15 protein-coding genes and 2 pseudogenes are annotated in these 17079 nt (G+C 68.8%); 10 read left to right on the top strand and 7 right to left on the bottom strand.

Annotated elements, in window-relative coordinates; all coding sequences use genetic code 11:
- Positions 1-184, bottom strand: a pseudogene (locus BST11_RS28205) (DUF5666 domain-containing protein); the annotation flags it as partial.
- A gap of 58 nt (positions 185-242) precedes the next feature.
- On the bottom strand, positions 243-677 hold the full coding sequence (locus BST11_RS21785; protein ID WP_342351740.1) for a DUF5666 domain-containing protein: 435 nt from the start codon (positions 675-677) through the stop codon (positions 243-245).
- Between the two features lie 19 nt (positions 678-696).
- On the opposite strand from BST11_RS21785, the gene BST11_RS28700 reads away from it, so the two are divergent.
- On the top strand, positions 697-924 hold the full coding sequence (locus BST11_RS28700) for a hypothetical protein (RefSeq protein WP_244897742.1): 228 nt from the start codon (positions 697-699) through the stop codon (positions 922-924).
- Between the two features lie 179 nt (positions 925-1103).
- On the opposite strand, the gene BST11_RS21775 is transcribed toward BST11_RS28700, so the two are convergent.
- Positions 1104-2933, bottom strand: a complete 1830-nt coding sequence (locus BST11_RS21775) for an acyl-CoA dehydrogenase (RefSeq protein WP_083140082.1) — start codon at positions 2931-2933, stop codon at positions 1104-1106.
- A 75-nt stretch (positions 2934-3008) separates the two neighbouring features.
- Complete coding sequence (locus BST11_RS21770; protein WP_083140081.1) at positions 3009-3887, bottom strand: PE family protein; 879 nt, start codon at positions 3885-3887, stop codon at positions 3009-3011.
- A 299-nt stretch (positions 3888-4186) separates the two neighbouring features.
- Between BST11_RS21770 and BST11_RS21765 the strand changes: the two genes are divergently transcribed.
- Positions 4187-4543, top strand: coding sequence for a thioredoxin family protein (locus BST11_RS21765; protein ID WP_067318404.1), 357 nt, complete (start codon positions 4187-4189; stop codon positions 4541-4543).
- Between the two features lie 51 nt (positions 4544-4594).
- Positions 4595-4948 (top strand): thioredoxin, encoded by a 354-nt coding sequence (gene trxA / locus BST11_RS21760; RefSeq protein WP_083140080.1) that lies wholly within the window; start codon positions 4595-4597, stop codon positions 4946-4948.
- On the opposite strand, the gene BST11_RS21755 is transcribed toward trxA, so the two are convergent.
- On the bottom strand, positions 4949-6394 hold the full coding sequence (locus BST11_RS21755; protein ID WP_083140079.1) for a condensation domain-containing protein: 1446 nt from the start codon (positions 6392-6394) through the stop codon (positions 4949-4951).
- Positions 6395-6711: 317 nt separating this feature from the next.
- Between BST11_RS21755 and BST11_RS21750 the strand changes: the two genes are divergently transcribed.
- From BST11_RS21750 to BST11_RS21735, 4 genes are all read left to right on the top strand, one after another.
- Complete coding sequence (locus tag BST11_RS21750) at positions 6712-7428, top strand: GAP family protein (RefSeq protein ID WP_083140078.1); 717 nt, start codon at positions 6712-6714, stop codon at positions 7426-7428.
- A gap of 36 nt (positions 7429-7464) precedes the next feature.
- Positions 7465-8274 carry an enoyl-CoA hydratase gene (locus BST11_RS21745; RefSeq protein ID WP_083140077.1) on the top strand — a complete coding sequence of 270 codons (810 nt, stop codon included), beginning with the start codon at positions 7465-7467 and terminating at the stop codon, positions 8272-8274.
- A gap of 46 nt (positions 8275-8320) precedes the next feature.
- Positions 8321-9958: an ABC-F family ATP-binding cassette domain-containing protein gene (locus BST11_RS21740; protein ID WP_083140076.1), complete on the top strand. Its 1638-nt coding sequence runs from the start codon at positions 8321-8323 to the stop codon at positions 9956-9958.
- A 111-nt stretch (positions 9959-10069) separates the two neighbouring features.
- Entirely contained in the window at positions 10070-10276 is a 207-nt protein-coding gene (locus tag BST11_RS21735; RefSeq protein WP_083140075.1) for a helix-turn-helix domain-containing protein, read from the top strand.
- Positions 10277-10314: 38 nt separating this feature from the next.
- On the opposite strand, the gene BST11_RS21730 is transcribed toward BST11_RS21735, so the two are convergent.
- Both BST11_RS21730 and BST11_RS21725 read right to left on the bottom strand, forming a co-directional pair.
- Entirely contained in the window at positions 10315-10896 is a 582-nt protein-coding gene (locus BST11_RS21730; RefSeq protein WP_083140074.1) for a TetR/AcrR family transcriptional regulator, read from the bottom strand.
- Between the two features lie 25 nt (positions 10897-10921).
- Entirely contained in the window at positions 10922-13771 is a 2850-nt protein-coding gene (locus BST11_RS21725) for an aconitate hydratase (RefSeq protein ID WP_142276487.1), read from the bottom strand.
- Between the two features lie 231 nt (positions 13772-14002).
- Between BST11_RS21725 and BST11_RS21720 the strand changes: the two genes are divergently transcribed.
- The 3 genes and pseudogenes from BST11_RS21720 (at position 14003) to ripB (ending at position 16973) form a co-directional block, all read left to right on the top strand.
- Positions 14003-14542, top strand: coding sequence for an Rv1476 family membrane protein (locus tag BST11_RS21720; protein ID WP_083140072.1), 540 nt, complete (start codon positions 14003-14005; stop codon positions 14540-14542).
- Between the two features lie 253 nt (positions 14543-14795).
- A pseudogene (gene ripA / locus BST11_RS21715) lies at positions 14796-16231 on the top strand (NlpC/P60 family peptidoglycan endopeptidase RipA).
- Between the two features lie 10 nt (positions 16232-16241).
- The gene (gene ripB, locus BST11_RS21710; protein ID WP_083140070.1) at positions 16242-16973 is read left to right on the top strand and encodes an NlpC/P60 family peptidoglycan endopeptidase RipB; all 732 of its coding nucleotides are present in this window, start codon (positions 16242-16244) and stop codon (positions 16971-16973) included.
- The last annotated feature ends 106 nt before the right edge of the window (positions 16974-17079 follow it).

Raw genomic sequence — 17079 nt, 5'->3', positions numbered from 1 at the left:
GGGAGGGCGGGGGCGCGGCCGCCGGAGGCGCGCTCGGCGGAGCCGCGGTGACCGCCGGCTTTCCACCGTGGCCGTTGTCGGTCGAGGTGTCCGAATGGCACATGGCGACGCTCAGCGCGAGGGCGGCGACGACGGCAACCAGCGCGATTTGGACAAGCCGGGGCTTGACCGTCCGGGCAATCATCGGCGCCCTCCGATCGTGAAACTACAGATCGCCACCCGGGTACCCGCTGGGAGCGGGATCACCCTCCCTGGCCATGCGCCTTGGCGGGGCACTTGCCATCCTCGGACGCCCGCAGCTTGACGGTCGTCGCCTGCAGCGCGCCGCCGTTGTCCAGTGTTCCGCTCGCCGAGACGCACTTGCCCGACGCGATCGCGTCGGGCGTCGCGGTGACCGTCTTGGTGTACTTCGTCGCGTCGTCGACCGTCACGGGCGTCTGGGTGGTGTTGCCGCGGTCGTCGGTGCCCGCGACGGTGATGGTGTTGCCCGCGACCGACGCGACCGAGCCTCGCACCGGCGTCGGCGGCGCGGGCGCCGGGGATCCCGGAGCCGGCGGGGCGGTGGAACCCGGCTGATTCTCCTTGGGCTTCGGGCAGGTGCCGTTGACCGACGGGCTGACCCGCACGGACGCCGCGGTGACCGGCTGCCCGCCCTGCGCCTCCTGCGTGGGCCGCACGGTGATGCAACTGCCGTTCGTGACGTCACTCAGCGTGGCCGGCGAGACCTCGGTGATCTTGGTCGTCGACGTGAAGTTCACGGTGGCGTTGGAGTTGTCGTCCTTCGTCACCCGCATCGAGTTGCCCGCCACCGACGCGATCAGCCCCCTGACCTTGGCTTCGCCGGGGGCGGGTGCCTGCGAGGTGGCGGTCGAGGTCACCGTGGAGGTGGAGGTCGACGTCGACGTCGACGTCGGACTCGATTGATTCGACGAGCCGCACGCGGCGAGGGACAGCGCGGTTGCGCCCGTGACGGCGACGATGGCGAGGCGGGTGAGCCGAGGAGCGGAACAGCTGGCGGGCATTTACTTTTCCCCAATCGTGAGTCGGACCACGAGAGGGTGTACCCAATCAAGCCGTGTCTGACCTGTGCGTGCCCCGCCCGCTCAGAACGCGTCTTCGGACACCCGCATGATGTCGCCGTCGATCGATTCGATGACCCGCCGCTGCGCGGTGAGCCGCGGGAGCATGTTCTTGGCGAAGAACGTCGCGGTCGCGATCTTGCCCCGATAGAAGTGCTCATCATCCGCCGACGGCCCGGCCGCCAGCGCGGCGTGGGCGACGCCGGCCTGGACCAGCAACCGCCAGCCGATGACCAGGTCGCCGACCGCGAGCAGGTAGCGCACCGACGCCAGCCCCACCTTGTAGATCTCCGTCGGGTGCTGCGCCGCCGACATCAGGTATCCGGTCAGCGCGCCCGTCATCGCCGTGACGGCGTCCAGCGCGGCTTGCACCAGGTCGGCCTGCGGCCGCAGCGCCTCGTCGCAGGCGTCGAGGGTGTCGCTGATTCGGGCGGTCAGGAACTGCAGCGCCCGGCCGCGGTCGCGAACGATCTTGCGGAAGAAGAAGTCCAGTGCCTGGATGGCGGTGGTGCCCTCGTAGAGCGAATCGATCTTGGAATCGCGGATGTACTGTTCGATCGGATAGTCGACCAGGAACCCCGAGCCGCCCAGCGTCTGCAGCGACTCGGTCAGGACCTCGTAGGCCCGCTCGGAGCTCACGCCCTTGACGATCGGCAGTAGCAGGTCGTCGATGCGGTGCGCCATGTCGGCGTCGGCGCCCGAAACCCGTTGCGCCACATCGGGATCCTGATGGGCAGCGGCATACATGTACAGCGCGCGCAGCCCCTCGGCGTATGCCTTCTGGGTCATCAGGCTGCGACGCACGTCGGGGTGGTGGATGATCGTGACCCGCGGCGCGGTCTTGTCGGCCATCTGGGTGAGGTCGGCGCCCTGCACCCGCTCCTTGGCGAACGCCAGCGCGTTCAGGTAGCCCGTGGACAGGGTGCCGGCGGCCTTGACGCCGATCGTCATGCGGGCCTGCTCGATGATGGTGAACATCTGCGCGATCCCGTTGTGCACGTCGCCGACGAGATAGCCGACGGCCGGCACGCCGCCGTCGCCGAAGGTCAGTTCGCAGGTCGGCGAGGACTTGATGCCCATCTTGTGTTCCAGCCCGGTGGCGAAAACCCCGTTGCGGGAACCGAGTTCGAGCGTCTCGGGATCGAACAGGTACTTGGGCACATAGAACAGGCTCAAGCCCTTGGTGCCCGGGCCGGCGCCCTCCGGGCGCGCCAGCACCAGGTGGAAGATGTTGTCGGCGGTGTCGCCGACGTCCCCGCCGGAGATGAACCGCTTGACTCCCTCGATGTGCCAGGTTCCGTCGGGTTGTGCGATCGCCTTGGTGCGCCCCGCCCCGACGTCGGATCCCGCGTCGGGCTCGGTGAGCACCATGGTGGCCTGCCAGCCGCGCTCCACACCCATTGCCGCCCAACGCTTTTGCTGCTCATTGCCCTCTTCGAACAGCGCTTGGGCCATGAACGGGCCGAAGTTGAAGAAATTGGCCGACGGGTTGGCGCAGAGGATCATTTCGGTGACACCCCAGGCCAGCGGGGGCGGGGCCGGCATGCCGCCGATCTCCTCGGCCAGGCCGAGCCGCCACCAACCGGCCTCCTTGATGGCCCGGACCGTTTTGGCCAATTCCTCTGGCACGCTGAGCGTGTGCTCAGCCGGGTCGAAGACCGGGGGGTCGCGGTCGGCGGCGGCGAACGACTCGGCGACCGGGCCCTCGGCCAGGCGGGCGGCCTCGGCCAGGATCGTGCGGACGGTGTCCTCGTCGAGGTCGCCGTAGCGTCCGGCGCCGAGGACGGCGCCCACATCGAGGACGTCGAACAGGTTGAACTCGATATCACGGACGTTGGCGATGTAGTGGCCCAACGCAATTCCCTCCGCCCGACTGCTCCGCGCTAAGTCTGTCGGACGCGGGAAAAGGTACGCAACCGTAGGTAGGGCTCACACCACGCCGGGCGCGCCCTTGCTTCCGAACAAGATTCCGCCGTTGCCGCCGGCGCCGTCGGTGCCGCCGACTCCGCCGTTGCCGCCGTTGCCCCCGTTGCCGACCAAGACGGCGTTGCCGCCGTTGCCGCCGTTGCCGTTCGACCCGCCGTTGCCGCCGTCTCCGCCGTTGCCATAGAACAAACCGCCAACGCCGCCGTCGCCGGCGTTTCCCATCGATAGCGTGGCCCCACCTGCGCCGCCGTTGCCGATCAGCCAGGCCCGGCCGCCGGCACCGCCACCGAAGAAGCCGACGCCGCCCGCGCCACCGTTGCCGTACAGCAGCCCGCCGCTGCCGCCGGCGCCGCCGATCGCCGCGGGGCCGCTGGCGCCGCCGGAGCCGCCGGTGCCAAAGAGCCCCGCGTCACCGCCCCGCCCACCGTTCTGGCCCGCGACCGTGCCGGCGCCCCCGGCGCCGCCGTTGCCGAACAGGATTCCGCCGGACTCGCCGGCCTGGCCGGGCAACCCGTTGTTCCCGTCGCCGATCAGGGGGCGGCCGAAGAGCAGCCGGGTGGGCGTGTTGATCACGTCGAGCAGCGGCTGCAACGGGTTGGCGCTGGCCGCCTCGGCGGCGGCGTAGGCCTGCGCGCCGCCGAGCAGGTTTTGCACGAATTGATTGTGAAAGGCCGCGACCTCGGCGCTGAGCGCCTGGTAATTCCTGGCGTGCGCGCCGAACACGGCCGCGACGGCGGCCGACACCTCGTCGGCCCCCGCCGCCGCCACGGTGGTCGTCTGGGCCGCCACCGCGGAATTGACCTCGCTGATCGTCGAACCGATGCGCGCCAGACTCCCGGCCGCGCCCGACAGCAACTCCGTATCTGCGACGAGAAATGACATCGGGCACCTCCAGACGACGCATCAGCGATGCGAAAAATCCTAACGCTCTTCCGGCGGCTACGGGAGTGCAATACCGCCTCTGTCCACGGCAAATTTGATTGCACAGGTACATATTTCATTGTGTGTTCAATTCCCGCGTCCGATAGTTTTGCGGCGGATTTGAGATGTCGGTGGATTTAGTCGAGAGCAAATTGTATAAACCACCTTCGGTCCCGGGCCGGATCCCGGGCCGGATGCAAGGGGCACCGCGCGCCAAATCCCGGCGACCGCGCCCGCCGCGGACGTACGCTCGAGCGGAAGTGACTACCGAAGACCTGACCAACGAGAACTTCAAGCGCACCGTCTACGGCAACGACAACGTGCTCGTCTACTTCTGGGCGCCGCTGTGCGCGCCCTGCGACGTGTTCGGCCCGACCTACGATGCGTCGTCCGACAAGCACCCCGACATCGTTCACGGCAAGGTCAACTTCGACATCGAGCGGGAACTCGTCGGCGCCGCTCAGGTCACGCTGTTGCCCACGCTGATGGCCTTCAGGAAGGGCAAGTTGGTGTTCAAACAGGCCGGGATCGCCAACCCGTCGGTGATGGACGATCTGGTGCGCCACCTGCGGGCCTACCGGGTCGACCCGGCAGAGATCCGGCGGAACCTGATCTGAGCCCTGCCGACTCGCGGGAACATCGCGGCGGCCGCCTACGTTGACGCGATTGTGACAACACGCGATCTCACCGCCGAGCAGTTCAACGAAACCATCGAGGGCAACGACATCGTCCTCGTCGACTTCTGGGCCTCCTGGTGCGGTCCGTGTCGCCAGTTCGCGCCGACGTTCGCCGAGTCGTCGGAGAAGCATTCCGACATCGTCTACGCCAAGGTCGACACCGAAGCCGAGCAACAGCTCGCGGCGGCGGCCCAGATTAGGTCGATCCCGACGCTGATGGCGTTCAAGAAGGGCAAGCTGCTGTTCAACCAGCCCGGTGCCCTGCCGCCGGCGGCCCTGGAGGACCTGGTGCAGCAGATCAAGGACTTCGACGTCGACGCGGCGGTGCAGGCCGAGCAGGCCTGATCACACCAGCTGCCGCTGCAACCGCGTGTCGTCGCGCGGCGCCGCCACCGCGGCCCGGCCCCCGGCGACGCACAGGTAGATCGATCTCAGCGTCTGGATGTAACGCGTGACCGACTGGCGCGCGACCGGGTTGTCGGGGAAGAACACCATTGCGTGCGTTTCCTTCTCGTACCGGTTCACGCGCAGGTCGAAGCGGGCCGGAACGCCGCCGTCGTGGTGGATCGTGATGTTCGACCCGCCCCATTCCGACTTGACGATGGTCGACAGGGGAGGGCTGCTCGCGTCGAGGTGAAACAGGAGCGGAACGCGCCCCGGCGGCATCCTCAGCCACGGCGCCAGCTCCAGGACGCGATGGAACGGCACGTTTGCGAGCGCCTTCCCCGAATCGAACGATTGCTGCGCGGCGCGGGCGGCAGCCTCGAACGACCGCGTTTGGACCGGGATGGTGATCGGCACGAAGCCGGTGAACCACCCGACCGTCAGGAATTCCTCCCGGCTGCTGCGGGTATCGCACGCGACCAGGCCGTGATACGTCTCGGCGCCGGTCAGCTCGTATTGCGCGAGCGCGGCGCAGGCGAACACGCCACCGCTGAAGCGCGCGCCGGCGGCCAGGCACGCGGATTCGAACTCGGCGGTCTGGCGCTCGTCCATCACCCGCATGAACATCAGGTCGCAGGGGCCCGAGCCGTCGCCGAGCGACACCGGGGGTTCCGGAAGGGTGCCGTCATTTCGCTCGAAGAATTCGACCCAGGCGCGCACCTGTGGGGAAGCGAGCGTCAGGGCGGAGCTGTATTCGTGCTGCCGGAGGCAGTAGTCGGCGTAGCTGCCCGCGGCCGGCAGGGACGGCGGGGCGCCGCCGGCCAGCAGCGAGGTGTACATCAGATACAGCTCCATCCGCATCGCGCCGAGGAACTGTGCGTCGATGTAGAGGTGGTCGATGCTGAAGCAGAAGGTGAAATGGTCTGCGCGCTGAATGATGGCGAAGCGGAAGCAATCCCACTGCAGCGGGCTCGGCGTGGTCGCGATGTGCTCGCGGACATCGGCCGGTTCCATCTCGCCGCGCTTGACCGGCACCAGGCGGATATCGGCGGGGTCGGTCAGGGTGTGCCGCACGATGCGGTCGCCGTCGGCGAACTCGAACCAGCTGTGATACGTGTCGTGCCGGCGAAGGTGCGTGGTGATGACGTACGTCAGGACCCTGATGTCGCACGTGCCGGGCATGTCCCAGCTGCCGATGCACAGCCGGGACATATCGACCCCGCGGTCGGCGTGGTCGCGAAAGTTGCGCAGGTGCCGGGCTTGCTGATGGCTGGCCGGGACGGGGCTTACCGGGGCGCGCCGCACCTTGACGAGCGAGTCGGGGGAGGGTTGCCAGCACACGACCGAACCACGCTCCGGCGCCCATTCGTCGATGGATCCGAAGGCGTCTTCACCCGGGACGAACACATTCCCTCCCTGCCTGTTTCACTGCCGGGACACAGGTGATTCACATAACTCGGGTCGGCTCGGTCATCGGGTTACCCAATGGCGCACCTACCTCCATTGGTCAATCCCGTTGCGGTACAGCGCATTCGGCGCCAGTGCTTCGGCTACTGTCGCTCGTGCAGCCAGCCAAGACGTCTCGCCGGGCAAATGCTGATACGTGCCCGACGGTGGCTTAAGATAGCAGACCAAACCAGCCGGGATGCGGCAATTTTCCTACATTTCACGGTCGCGTCCGCGTGCGACGGTACCGCAGTCCCGATCGCGGTAAAGTGCCGCCCATGTGGGGCACCGTTCTCGCGTTGGCGCTGGTCGCGGGGGTGGACCCGGGGCGGATCGGGGTCACGCTGCTGGTGTTCTCGCGGCGGCGGCCGGTGCTTCATCTCGCGGCGCTGTGGCTGGGTGGGCTGGCCGTGGGCGTGGCCCTGGGCGTCGGCGCCCTGTTCGGCCTGCACGACGTCGCGCTTCGGGCGATGCACCGGGTGGAGCGCGCCACGGCCGGGCCGACGGCGGGCCAGGTTCAGATCGCGGCGGGCGCGCTCGCGCTGGTGGTCGCCGCGGGGCTCGCGATCGGCGTCCCGGGGCGTCGACCCGCGGGGACGCCGGCCGCTGACCCGCCGCCGTCGCGGCCCCCGGGCCAGGGGTTCTCGCGGCTGTCGGCGCGCACACTCGACGCGCTGCGGGCCGGCCCGCCTTGGATCACGTTCGTGGCCGGGATGGTGCTGACGACCGACTTCCGGTACCTGGGGGCGCTCACCGTGATCCTGGCGTCGGGAACCGCGCTGGGCAGCCAGGTCGGCGCGGCCGCGGCGTACACGCTGGTGGGCTTGGCGTTCGCCGAAATCCCCCTGCTCTGCCACCTGGTCGCGCCCCACCGCACCCGCGCGCTGATGGGGCGCGCGCACGACTGGGTGGCGGCGCGCAGGAGCGCGGTCCTCGGGGTCGTCGTGGCCGCGCTGGGGGTTTTCCTGATCGCCACCGGCTTGGGCCACGTCTGAGCGCCGGACCGGTCCGGTTCGCGTTAGGTTTCACGGGTGAGTTTGGTACTGGTAGAGCAACCGCGGCCCGGTGTCGCGCTGATAACCCTCAATCGGCCGGAGCGGATGAACTCCATGGCGTTCGACGTCATGGTGCCGCTCAAAGAGGCGCTCGAGCAGGTCGGCTACGACAACTCCGTGCGGGTCGTCGTGCTGACCGGGGCGGGCCGAGGGTTTTCCTCGGGCGCCGACCACAAGTCCGCGGGCACGGTGCCCCACGTCGAGGGCCTGACCCGCCCGACCTACGCGCTTCGGTCGATGGAAGTGCTCGACGACGTGATCCTGGCGCTGCGGCGGTTGCACCAGCCGGTGATCGCCGCGGTCAACGGCCCCGCCATCGGCGGTGGCCTGTGCCTGGCCTTGGCCGCCGACATCCGGGTCGCCTCGACCAGCGCGTACTTCCGGGCCGCGGGCATCAACAACGGCCTGACCGCCAGCGAGCTGGGCCTCTCCTACCTGCTGCCGCGGGCCATCGGATCGTCGCGCGCGTTCGAGATCATGCTGACCGGCCGCGACGTCACCGCCGAGGAGGCCGAGCGCATCGGGCTGGTGTCGTGCCAGGTGCCGGAGGCGCAGCTGCTGGACACCTGCTACGCGATCGCCGCCCGCATCGCGGCCTTCTCGCGCCCGGGAATCGAGTTGACCAAGCGCACACTGTGGACTGGACTCGACGCCGGTAGCCTGGAGGGGCACATGCAGGCCGAGGGCCTGGGGCAGCTCTTCGTCCGCCTACTCACCGCCAACTTCGAAGAAGCGGTTGCCGCGCGCGCCGAGAAGAGGCCGCCGGTGTTCACCGACGACAAGTAGCGAACAAGGGAAGCCGTGGGAGACACGGAAGACACGGGAGACAGATGTGATCACGGCCACGGACCTCGAGGTCCGCGCGGGTGCGCGCATCCTGCTCTCACCGGACGGCCCGGACCTGCGCGTACAGCCGGGCGACCGGATCGGGTTGGTCGGGCGCAACGGCGCGGGCAAGACCACGACGCTGCGCATCCTCGCGGGCGAGACCGAGCCGTACGCGGGCTCGATCGCGCGGACCGGTGAAATCGGTTATCTCCCACAGGATCCCAAAGAGGGCGATCTCGACGTGCTGGCCCGCGACCGGGTGCTGTCGGCGCGCGGGCTCGACGTCCTGCTCACCGACCTGGAGAAGCAGCAGGCGCTGATGGCCGAGGTCGCCGACGACGAGGCGCGCGACCGCGCCATCCGCCGTTACGGGCAGCTCGAGGAGCGGTTCGTGGCGCTGGGCGGGTACGGCGCGGAGGGCGAGGCCGGCCGGATCTGCGCGAGTCTGGGCCTGCCCGAACGGGTCCTGACCCAGCAGCTGCGCACGCTGTCCGGGGGGCAGCGCCGCCGGGTGGAGCTGGCGCGCATCCTGTTCGCGGCCTCGGAAGGTGGGGCGGGTGCTTCGGGTTCGAGCACCACGCTGCTGCTCGACGAGCCCACCAACCACCTCGACGCGGATTCGCTCGGCTGGCTGCGCGATTTCCTGCGGGCGCATACCGGCGGGCTGGTGCTCATCAGCCACAACGTCGACCTGCTCGCCGACGTCGTCAACCGGGTGTGGTTTTTGGACGCCGTGCGCGGCGAGGTCGACGTCTACAACATGGGCTGGCAGAAATACCTCGACGCCCGCGCCACCGACGAGCAGCGCCGCCGCCGCGAGCGCGCCAACGCCGAACGCAAGGCCGCCGCGCTGCGCACGCAGGCCGCCAAGCTGGGAGCCAAGGCCACCAAAGCCGTTGCGGCCCAGAACATGCTGCGTCGCGCCGACCGGATGATGGCCGCGCTGGACGAGGAGCGCGTCGCGGACAAGGTGGCCCGCATCAAGTTCCCGACGCCGGCCACGTGCGGGCGCACGCCGCTGGTCGCCAAGGGGCTGAGCAAGTCCTACGGGTCGCTGGAGGTGTTCAGCGGCGTCGACCTGGCCATCGACCGGGGCTCGCGGGTCGTGGTGCTGGGCCTCAACGGCGCAGGCAAGACGACGCTGCTGCGGCTGCTGGCCGGTGTCGAAAGCCCCGACAGCGGCGCGCTGGAGCCCGGACACGGTTTGCGGATCGGCTATTTCGCGCAGGAGCACGACACGCTCGACACCGACGCGACCGTGTGGGAGAACATTCGGCACGCCGCGCCCGACTCCGGCGAACAGGATCTGCGCGGCCTGTTGGGTGCGTTCATGTTCGGCGGGGGCCAGCTCGACCAGCCGGCGGGGACGCTGTCGGGCGGCGAGAAGACCCGGCTGGCGCTGGCCGGTCTGGTGGCGTCCACGGCCAACGTGCTGCTGCTCGACGAGCCGACCAACAACCTCGATCCCGCGTCGCGCGAACAGGTGCTCGACGCGCTGCGCAGCTACCGCGGCGCGGTGGTGCTCGTGACGCACGACCCGGGGGCAGCGGAGGCGCTCGACCCGCAACGCGTCGTGCTGTTGCCCGACGGCACCGAGGACTACTGGTCCGACGACTACCGGGATCTGATCGAGCTGGCGTAAATCGCCGACGATTTCGACCAAAACCCGCCCGCGCCCGGCGAGGTGTTCCTACTCTGTGTGCTGGGATCGAGTCCAGTGGGGGAGGGAACGTTGAGGACGTCGAAAAGCGCGGTGAAAAAGCCGAAGAAGACGCGCGACCAGCTGTTGCACGAATTGCGCAACGCCTACGAGGGCGGCGCCAGCATCCGCACCCTGGCCGCGACCACCGGCAAGTCGTACGGGTCGATTCACAGCATGCTGCTCGAGTCCGGCACCACGCTGCGCGGCCGCGGCGGCCCCAACCACACTTCGCGGCGGACCCGGTCCACGCGAGCGTAGCGTCACTGCGAAAGTTCGTCCCCTCATTCGCAGTGGCGTTACCTCGCGGCCCCGAATCCGCTGCGGCGCACCGAGTTTTCCACCAGGTCGAGCACCGCGGACAGCCGCCGCGGATCCTCGCCGGATGCCAGCCGCGCCACCAGCCCGTCGAGAACCAGTTCCAGGTAGCACTGCAAGACCTCGCCGGGGACGTCGTCGCGCACCCGGTGTGCCTCCTTCTGGCGGCGCAGCCGATCGGTGGTCGCCGTCGCCAGTTCGGCCGAGCGCTCCGCCCAGCCGCGGCTGAAAACGGGATCGTTGCGCAGCTTGCGCGCGATTTCCAACCGGGTGGCCAGCCAGTCGAACTCCTCGGGCGCGGCGAGCATGTCGCGCATCACCTGGATGAGGCCCTCGCGGGACGCCACGTCGGCCATCCGCTCGGCGTCCTCGTGGGCCAGCGCGAAAAACAGCGCGTCCTTGTCCCGGAAGTGGTGGAAGATCGCGCCGCGCGACAGGCCGACCGCCTTTTCCAGCCGGCGCACCGTGGCCTTGTCGTAGCCGTATTCGGCGAAGCAGCGGCGGGCGCCGTCGAGAATCTGACGGCGACGGGCCGCCAGATGGTCCTCGCTGACTTTCGGCATGGCCAGGGCCCGGCTTTCCGCCGGGCTAGCCCGACTTCAGCATGTTGCGCAGCACGTACTGCAGGATGCCGCCGTTGCGGTAGTAGTCGGCCTCGCCGGGGGTGTCGATGCGCACCACCGCGTCGAACTCGACTGCGTCCCCGCCGGATTCCCTGCTCGCCTTGACGTGCACGGTCTTCGGCGTCTTGCCGTCGTTGAGGTCTTCGATACCGGTGATGTCGAAGACCTCGGTGCCGTCGAGCCCCAGGTCTTGCGCCGACTTGCCGTCGGGGAACTGCAACGGGATGACACCCATGCCGATCAGGTTGGACCGGTGGATGCGCTCGAAAGACTCGGCGATCACCGCCCGCACGCCCAGCAGCAGCGTCCCCTTGGCCGCCCAATCGCGCGAGGAACCCGATCCGTACTCCTTGCCGCCCAGCACGACCAGCGGGATGCCTTGTGCCGCGTAGTTTTGCGCCGCATCGTAGATGAACGCCTGCGGCGCGCCGTCCTGGGTGAAGTCGCGGGTGTAGCCGCCCGCAACGACCTCCCCCAATGTGCGAAGTAGCTGGTTCTGCAGCCGGATGTTGGCGAACGTGCCGCGGATCATCACTTCGTGGTTGCCGCGCCGCGAGCCGAACGAGTTGTAGTCCCTGCGGGCCACGCCGTGCTCGTCGAGATACTGCGCCGCGGGGGTGCCCGGCTTGATGCTGCCGGCGGGGGAGATGTGGTCGGTGGTCACCGAGTCGCCGAGCAGCGCCAGCACCCGGGCGCCGGTGATGTCCTTGACCGGCTCGGGGTCGGCCGACATCCCCTCGAAGTACGGGGGCTTGCGCACGTACGTCGAATCCGGGTCCCACTCAAAGGTATTGCCGCTGGGCGTCGGCAGGTTGCGCCAGCGCTCGTCGCCCTTGAACACGTCGGCGTAGTTCTTGGTGAACATCTCCTGGCTGATCGCCGAGGCGATGGTGTCAGACACGTCCTTCTGCGACGGCCAGATGTCCTTCAAGAAGACGTCGTTGCCGTCTTTGTCCTTGCCCAGCGGCTGGGAGTCGAAGTCGAAGTCCATGGTCCCGGCCAGCGCGTAGGCGACCACCAGCGGCGGCGACGCCAGGTAGTTCATCTTCACGTCGGGGTTGATGCGCCCCTCGAAGTTGCGGTTGCCCGACAGCACGGCCGCCACCGAAAGGTCGTTGTCGTTGATCGCCTTCGAGATCTCGTCGGGCAGCGGTCCGGAGTTGCCGATGCAGGTGGTGCACCCGTAGCCGACCAGATAGAAACCGAGCTTTTCCAGGTACGGCCACAGGCCGGCCTTCTCGTAGTAGTCGTGGACCACCTGCGAGCCGGGCGCCATCGTGGTCTTCACCCAGGGCTTGGACGCCAGGCCCTTCTCGACGGCGTTGCGTGCCAGCAGCGCCGCGCCCAGCATCACCTCGGGGTTGGAGGTGTTGGTGCACGACGTGACCGCGGCGATCACCACCGCGCCGTGGTCGATCTCGAACTCGCCCAGTTCGTCGGAGCGCACCTTGACCGGGTTGCTGACCCGGCCCTTGGCGTGCCTGGCGGCCGACTCCACCGGCGGGCGGTCGTCGGCGTGACCGTTGCTGAGCGCCTCCGGGTCGCTGGCCGGGAACGTCTCGTCGACCGCCTCGTCCAGCTTCGAGTAGTCCTTCTTGTCGGGATCGTCGCCCACATAATTCGGAATCTGTTCGCGGAACGTCGATTTGGCGTCCGACAGCGCGATCCGATCCTGCGGGCGCTTGGGCCCGGCGATGGACGGCACCACGTCGGACAGGTTGAGCTCGATGTATTCGGAGTACTCCGGCTCGTGTTTGGGGTCGTGCCACATGCCCTGTTCCTTGGCGTAGGTCTCGACCAGCGCCAGCTGCTCTTCGGTGCGCCCGGTAAACCGCAGGTAGGAGATGGTCTCCTCGTCGATCGGGAAAATCGCAGCGGTGGAACCGAATTCGGGGCTCATATTGCCCAGCGTGGCGCGGTTGGCCAGCGGCACCTCGGCCACGCCCTCGCCGTAGAACTCGACGAACTTGCCGACCACGCCGTGCTTGCGCAGCATCTGGGTCACGGTCAGCACGACATCGGTGGCGGTGACGCCGGCCTGGATCTCGCCGGTCAGCTTGAAGCCGACGACGCGGGGGATCAGCATCGACACCGGCTGGCCGAGCATCGCGGCCTCGGCCTCGATGCCGCCCTCGCCCCAGCCGAGCACGCCGAGGCCGTTGACCATCGTGGTGTGCGAGTCGGTACCCACGCACGTGTCGGGGTAGGCGGTCATCTTTCCCGCGCCGTCCGCCCGACTCATCACCACGCTCGCCAGGTACTCGATGTTGACCTGGTGCACGATGCCGGTGCCCGGCGGCACCACCTTGAAATCGTCGAAAGCGCCCTGCCCCCAACGCAGGAACTGGTAGCGCTCGCCGTTGCGCTGGTACTCGATCTCGACGTTGCGCTGGAAGGCGTCGGCGGTGCCGAACAGGTCGGCGATCACCGAATGGTCGATCACCAGATCGGCCGGCGCCAGCGGGTTGACCTTTTCCGGGTTGCCGCCCAACTCGGCGACGGCCTCGCGCATGGTGGCCAGGTCGACGATGCACGGCACGCCGGTGAAGTCCTGCATCACCACGCGCGCCGGCGTGTACTGGATCTCAATGCTGGGCTCCGCCTTGGGATCCCAATTCGCGATGGCCTCGATGTGGTCCTTGGTGATGTTGCTGCCGTCCTCGTTGCGCAGCAGGTTCTCGGCGAGAACTTTGAGGCTGTACGGGAGTTTCTCGGTGTTGGGGACGGCGTCGAGGCGATAGATCTGGTAACTCTTGTCGCCGACCTTGAGGGTGTCGCGGGCCCCGAACGAGTTCACAGAATCTTTGTTAGTCACTTCAACTCCCAAGGATTAAATTCTCCCGCCGGCGGGCTGTGCCGGCGGCGCGGATGCTACTTTAACAGTACGCTTGTCCTGCATTACGTGGCACCCGGTAACCCAGTCTTGTCTCGTGGGCGACGGGTTTAACCCCTGTTTCCGACCCCGCGGGCGCGAAGCCGCGCTCATCGTCACCGGGCGGCGGGGCATCGCGTACGGTTCCCCTAGCACCGCGCCAGGAGGGACGCAATGACCGGCCAACAGTTCCTGCCCGCCTACATCCCGCAGGACGTCGACATGACCGCCATCAAGGCTCAGGTCGCCGCCGACGGCGTCAGCGCGCCGCCGTCGGCCATGCCGGGCCTGCTCGGCGTGGTCAACCAGGCGCGCGCCGACGGCATCAACCTCAAGATCGTGCTGCTCGACCACAACCCGCCGAACGACACCCCGCTGCGCGACATCTCGACCGTCGTCGGCGCCGACTACCACGACGCGACGGTCCTCACCCTCAGCCCGAACTACGTCGGCAGTTACAGCACGCAGTTCCCGCGCGTCACCCTCGAGGCGGGCGAGGACATCGCCAAGACCGGCAACCCGGTGGTCTCGGCGCAGCACTTCCTGCACGAGCTGAACGCGCCGGAGTTCCCCTGGACGGCGCTGACCATATTCCTGTTGGTCGTCGTGCTCGCCGCGGCGGTGGGCACCCGGCTCCTGCAGGTGCGCGGCAGGCGTCCAGCAACGCCGGCGGCCGCGCCGGACACGCCGCCCGACGCGACCGGTAGCGCCTAGTAACGCCGTCTGACACGACCATCCGCCTCCAGCCGCACCGGCGCGCGAGCGGTCGTGATTCCCGGCGGCAAACTGGGCAGGTCACCGTTCGGTCACATTAAACGCACGTCCCGAGTGCAGTTTGTGACGAGCGTTTCCACCGCGTCCCGTGTGACGTACGGTGCAAATGATGCTCGTGTTGTTATGGCCGCCCCCCGATACGACCGTGCCTTCCGTCGCCGCCCGCGCTGAGCCGTAGGAGACCTGAACTCGAATGAGACGCACCCGCTCGGGCTCCTCTGCGCGACCGGTCGCGAGGCTAGGCTGGTCCGGCCGCTGCTGCCCTCGGTGCTGAGCGCGGCGATGCTGCTGTGCACCCCCGGTCTGGCGCAGGGTGATCCCGGCGCCGATCGCCTGGCGTCGCTGATCGCCGACGTCGCCAAGGCCAACCAGCGGATGGAGGACCTGACCGCCGAGATCGAGACGGAACAGGAAAGCGTCAACAAGGCACTCGTCGACGTGGAAACCGCGCGGGACAACGCGGCGACCGCGGCACACGAACTCGAAGCGAGCCGGCAGGCGGTCAAGGACGCCAACGCCGCGATCGCCGCGGCGCAGCGGCGCTTCGACACCTTCGCGGCGGCCACCTATATGAATGGCCCCTCGGGCAGCTACCTGACGGCGACCAGCCCCGAGGACATCCTCGCCACCGAAAGCGCCTCCAGGACCCTGACCTCCAGTTCCCGGGCGGTGATGGACAAGCTGCAGCGGGCCCGCACCGAGCAGGTGAACAAGGAGTCGGCGGCGCGGCTGGCAAAGCAGAAGGCCGACAAGGCCGCGGTGGACGCGAAGGCCAGCCAGGACGCCGCGGTGGCCGCGCTCACCGACTCCAGGCGCAAGTTCGCAGAACAGCGTGAACGGGCGACGCGCCTGGCCGCCGAGCGGGACGAGGCCCAGGCCCGCCTCGAGGCGGCCAAGCGCGAGTGGTCGGCCGCCAGGGGAGGGGCGGCCGTCCCGATGTCGGGCGACCGGTGGGACCCCGGTGCGCCGGCCGCCGGTGCGCCGCGCGCGGGAGGTCGCCAGTGGGACGGGCTATGGGACCCGACGCTGCCGATGGTGCCCAGCGCCAACGTGCCCGGTGACCCCATCGCGGTGGTGAACCAGGTGCTCGGGATCTCGGCCACCTCGACGCAGGTCACCGCCAACATGGGGCGCAAGTTCCTGCAGTCGGTGGGCCTCCTCCCGCCCGACGCCGCCCCGACCGCTGACACCGGTATCACCAACGGCCGGATTCCGCGGGTGTACGGGCGGCAGGCCTCCGAGTACGTCATCCGGCGCGGCATGTCGCAGATCGGGGTGCCCTACTCCTGGGGCGGCGGCAACGCGGCCGGCCCGAGCAAGGGCATCGACTCCGGCGCGGGCATCACCGGCTTCGACTGTTCGGGCCTGGTCCTGTACTCGTTCGCCGGCGTCGGCATCAAGCTGCCGCACTACTCGGGCTCGCAGTACAACCTGGGCCGCAAGATCCCGTCGTCGCAGATGCGCCGCGGCGACGTCATCTTCTATGGCCCCGGCGGCAGCCAGCACGTGACGATCTACCTCGGCAACGGGCAGATGCTCGAGGCCCCCGACATCGGTTTGAAGGTCCGCGTCGCGCCCGTGCGGACCAGTGGGATGACGCCGTATGTGGTCCGTTATATCGAGTACTGAACGAGGAGCTATGCGCCACAAGCGGTTTCGCCTGATCAAGCTGGCCTCGAGCGTGGCCGTGGTGGCCGGGCTGATGTGGTCCGTCATCGCGCCGGCCCCCCTGGCCGCCGCCGACCCCGGCGCGTGGGATCCCACCCTGCCGGCCATGATCAGCGCAGGCGCCCCGGGAGACCCGCTCGCGGTCGCCAACGCCTCGCTGCAGGCCACCGCCCAGGCCACGCAGACCACACTGGACCTGGGCCGGCAATTCCTCGGCGGGCTGGGCATCAACCTGGGTGGCAACGCGCCCGCCGCCGACGCGGGCGCGACCAGTCCCAGCCGGATCCCGCGGGCCAACGGCCGCCAGGCCATCGAGTACGTGATCAAGCGGGGCGGCTCGCAGATGGGGGTGCCGTACTCGTGGGGCGGCGGCTCGCTGAACGGCCCGAGCAAAGGCGTCGGCGACGGCGCCAACATCACCGGCTTCGACTGCTCGGGGCTGATGCGGTACATGTTCGCCGGCGTGGGCGTCCTGATCCCGCGGTTCTCCGGCGACCAGTACAACTTCGGCCGCCACATTCCGCAGAACGAGGCCAGGCGCGGCGACCTCATCTTCTACGGCCCGAACGGCGGCCAGCACGTCACCATGTACCTGGGCAACGGCCAGATGCTGGAGGCGTCGTCGCTAGCCGGCAAGGTCACCGTCAGCCCGGTGCGCAAGCCCGGCATGACGCCGTTCCTGACTAGGATCATCGAGTACTGATCGCGGGGCCGGCGGTCCATCAGCTGGGCGAGCGTCGACGGAATTACGCAGGCCTGGAATAGTTGGACCAGGGCACGTCGCTGCCCGGCCGTCGTGTCCGATCGAG

The organism is Mycobacterium alsense (assembly GCF_002086635.1).
Classification (GTDB): domain Bacteria; phylum Actinomycetota; class Actinomycetes; order Mycobacteriales; family Mycobacteriaceae; genus Mycobacterium; species Mycobacterium alsense.
Note: the sequence above shows the minus strand (reverse complement) of the source record. Positions and strands in the feature narration are given on the sequence as shown.

Coding starts and splice junctions, on each gene's coding strand:
- BST11_RS21770 (WP_083140081.1), bottom strand. CDS start 3,887: ATGTCATTTCTCGTCGCAGATACGGAGTTGCTGTCGGGCGCGGCCGGG.
- BST11_RS21730 (WP_083140074.1), bottom strand. CDS start 10,896: ATGCCGAAAGTCAGCGAGGACCATCTGGCGGCCCGTCGCCGTCAGATT.
- BST11_RS21720 (WP_083140072.1), top strand. CDS start 14,003: ATGACCGGCCAACAGTTCCTGCCCGCCTACATCCCGCAGGACGTCGAC.
- ripB (WP_083140070.1), top strand. CDS start 16,242: ATGCGCCACAAGCGGTTTCGCCTGATCAAGCTGGCCTCGAGCGTGGCC.
- BST11_RS21750 (WP_083140078.1), top strand. CDS start 6,712: ATGTGGGGCACCGTTCTCGCGTTGGCGCTGGTCGCGGGGGTGGACCCG.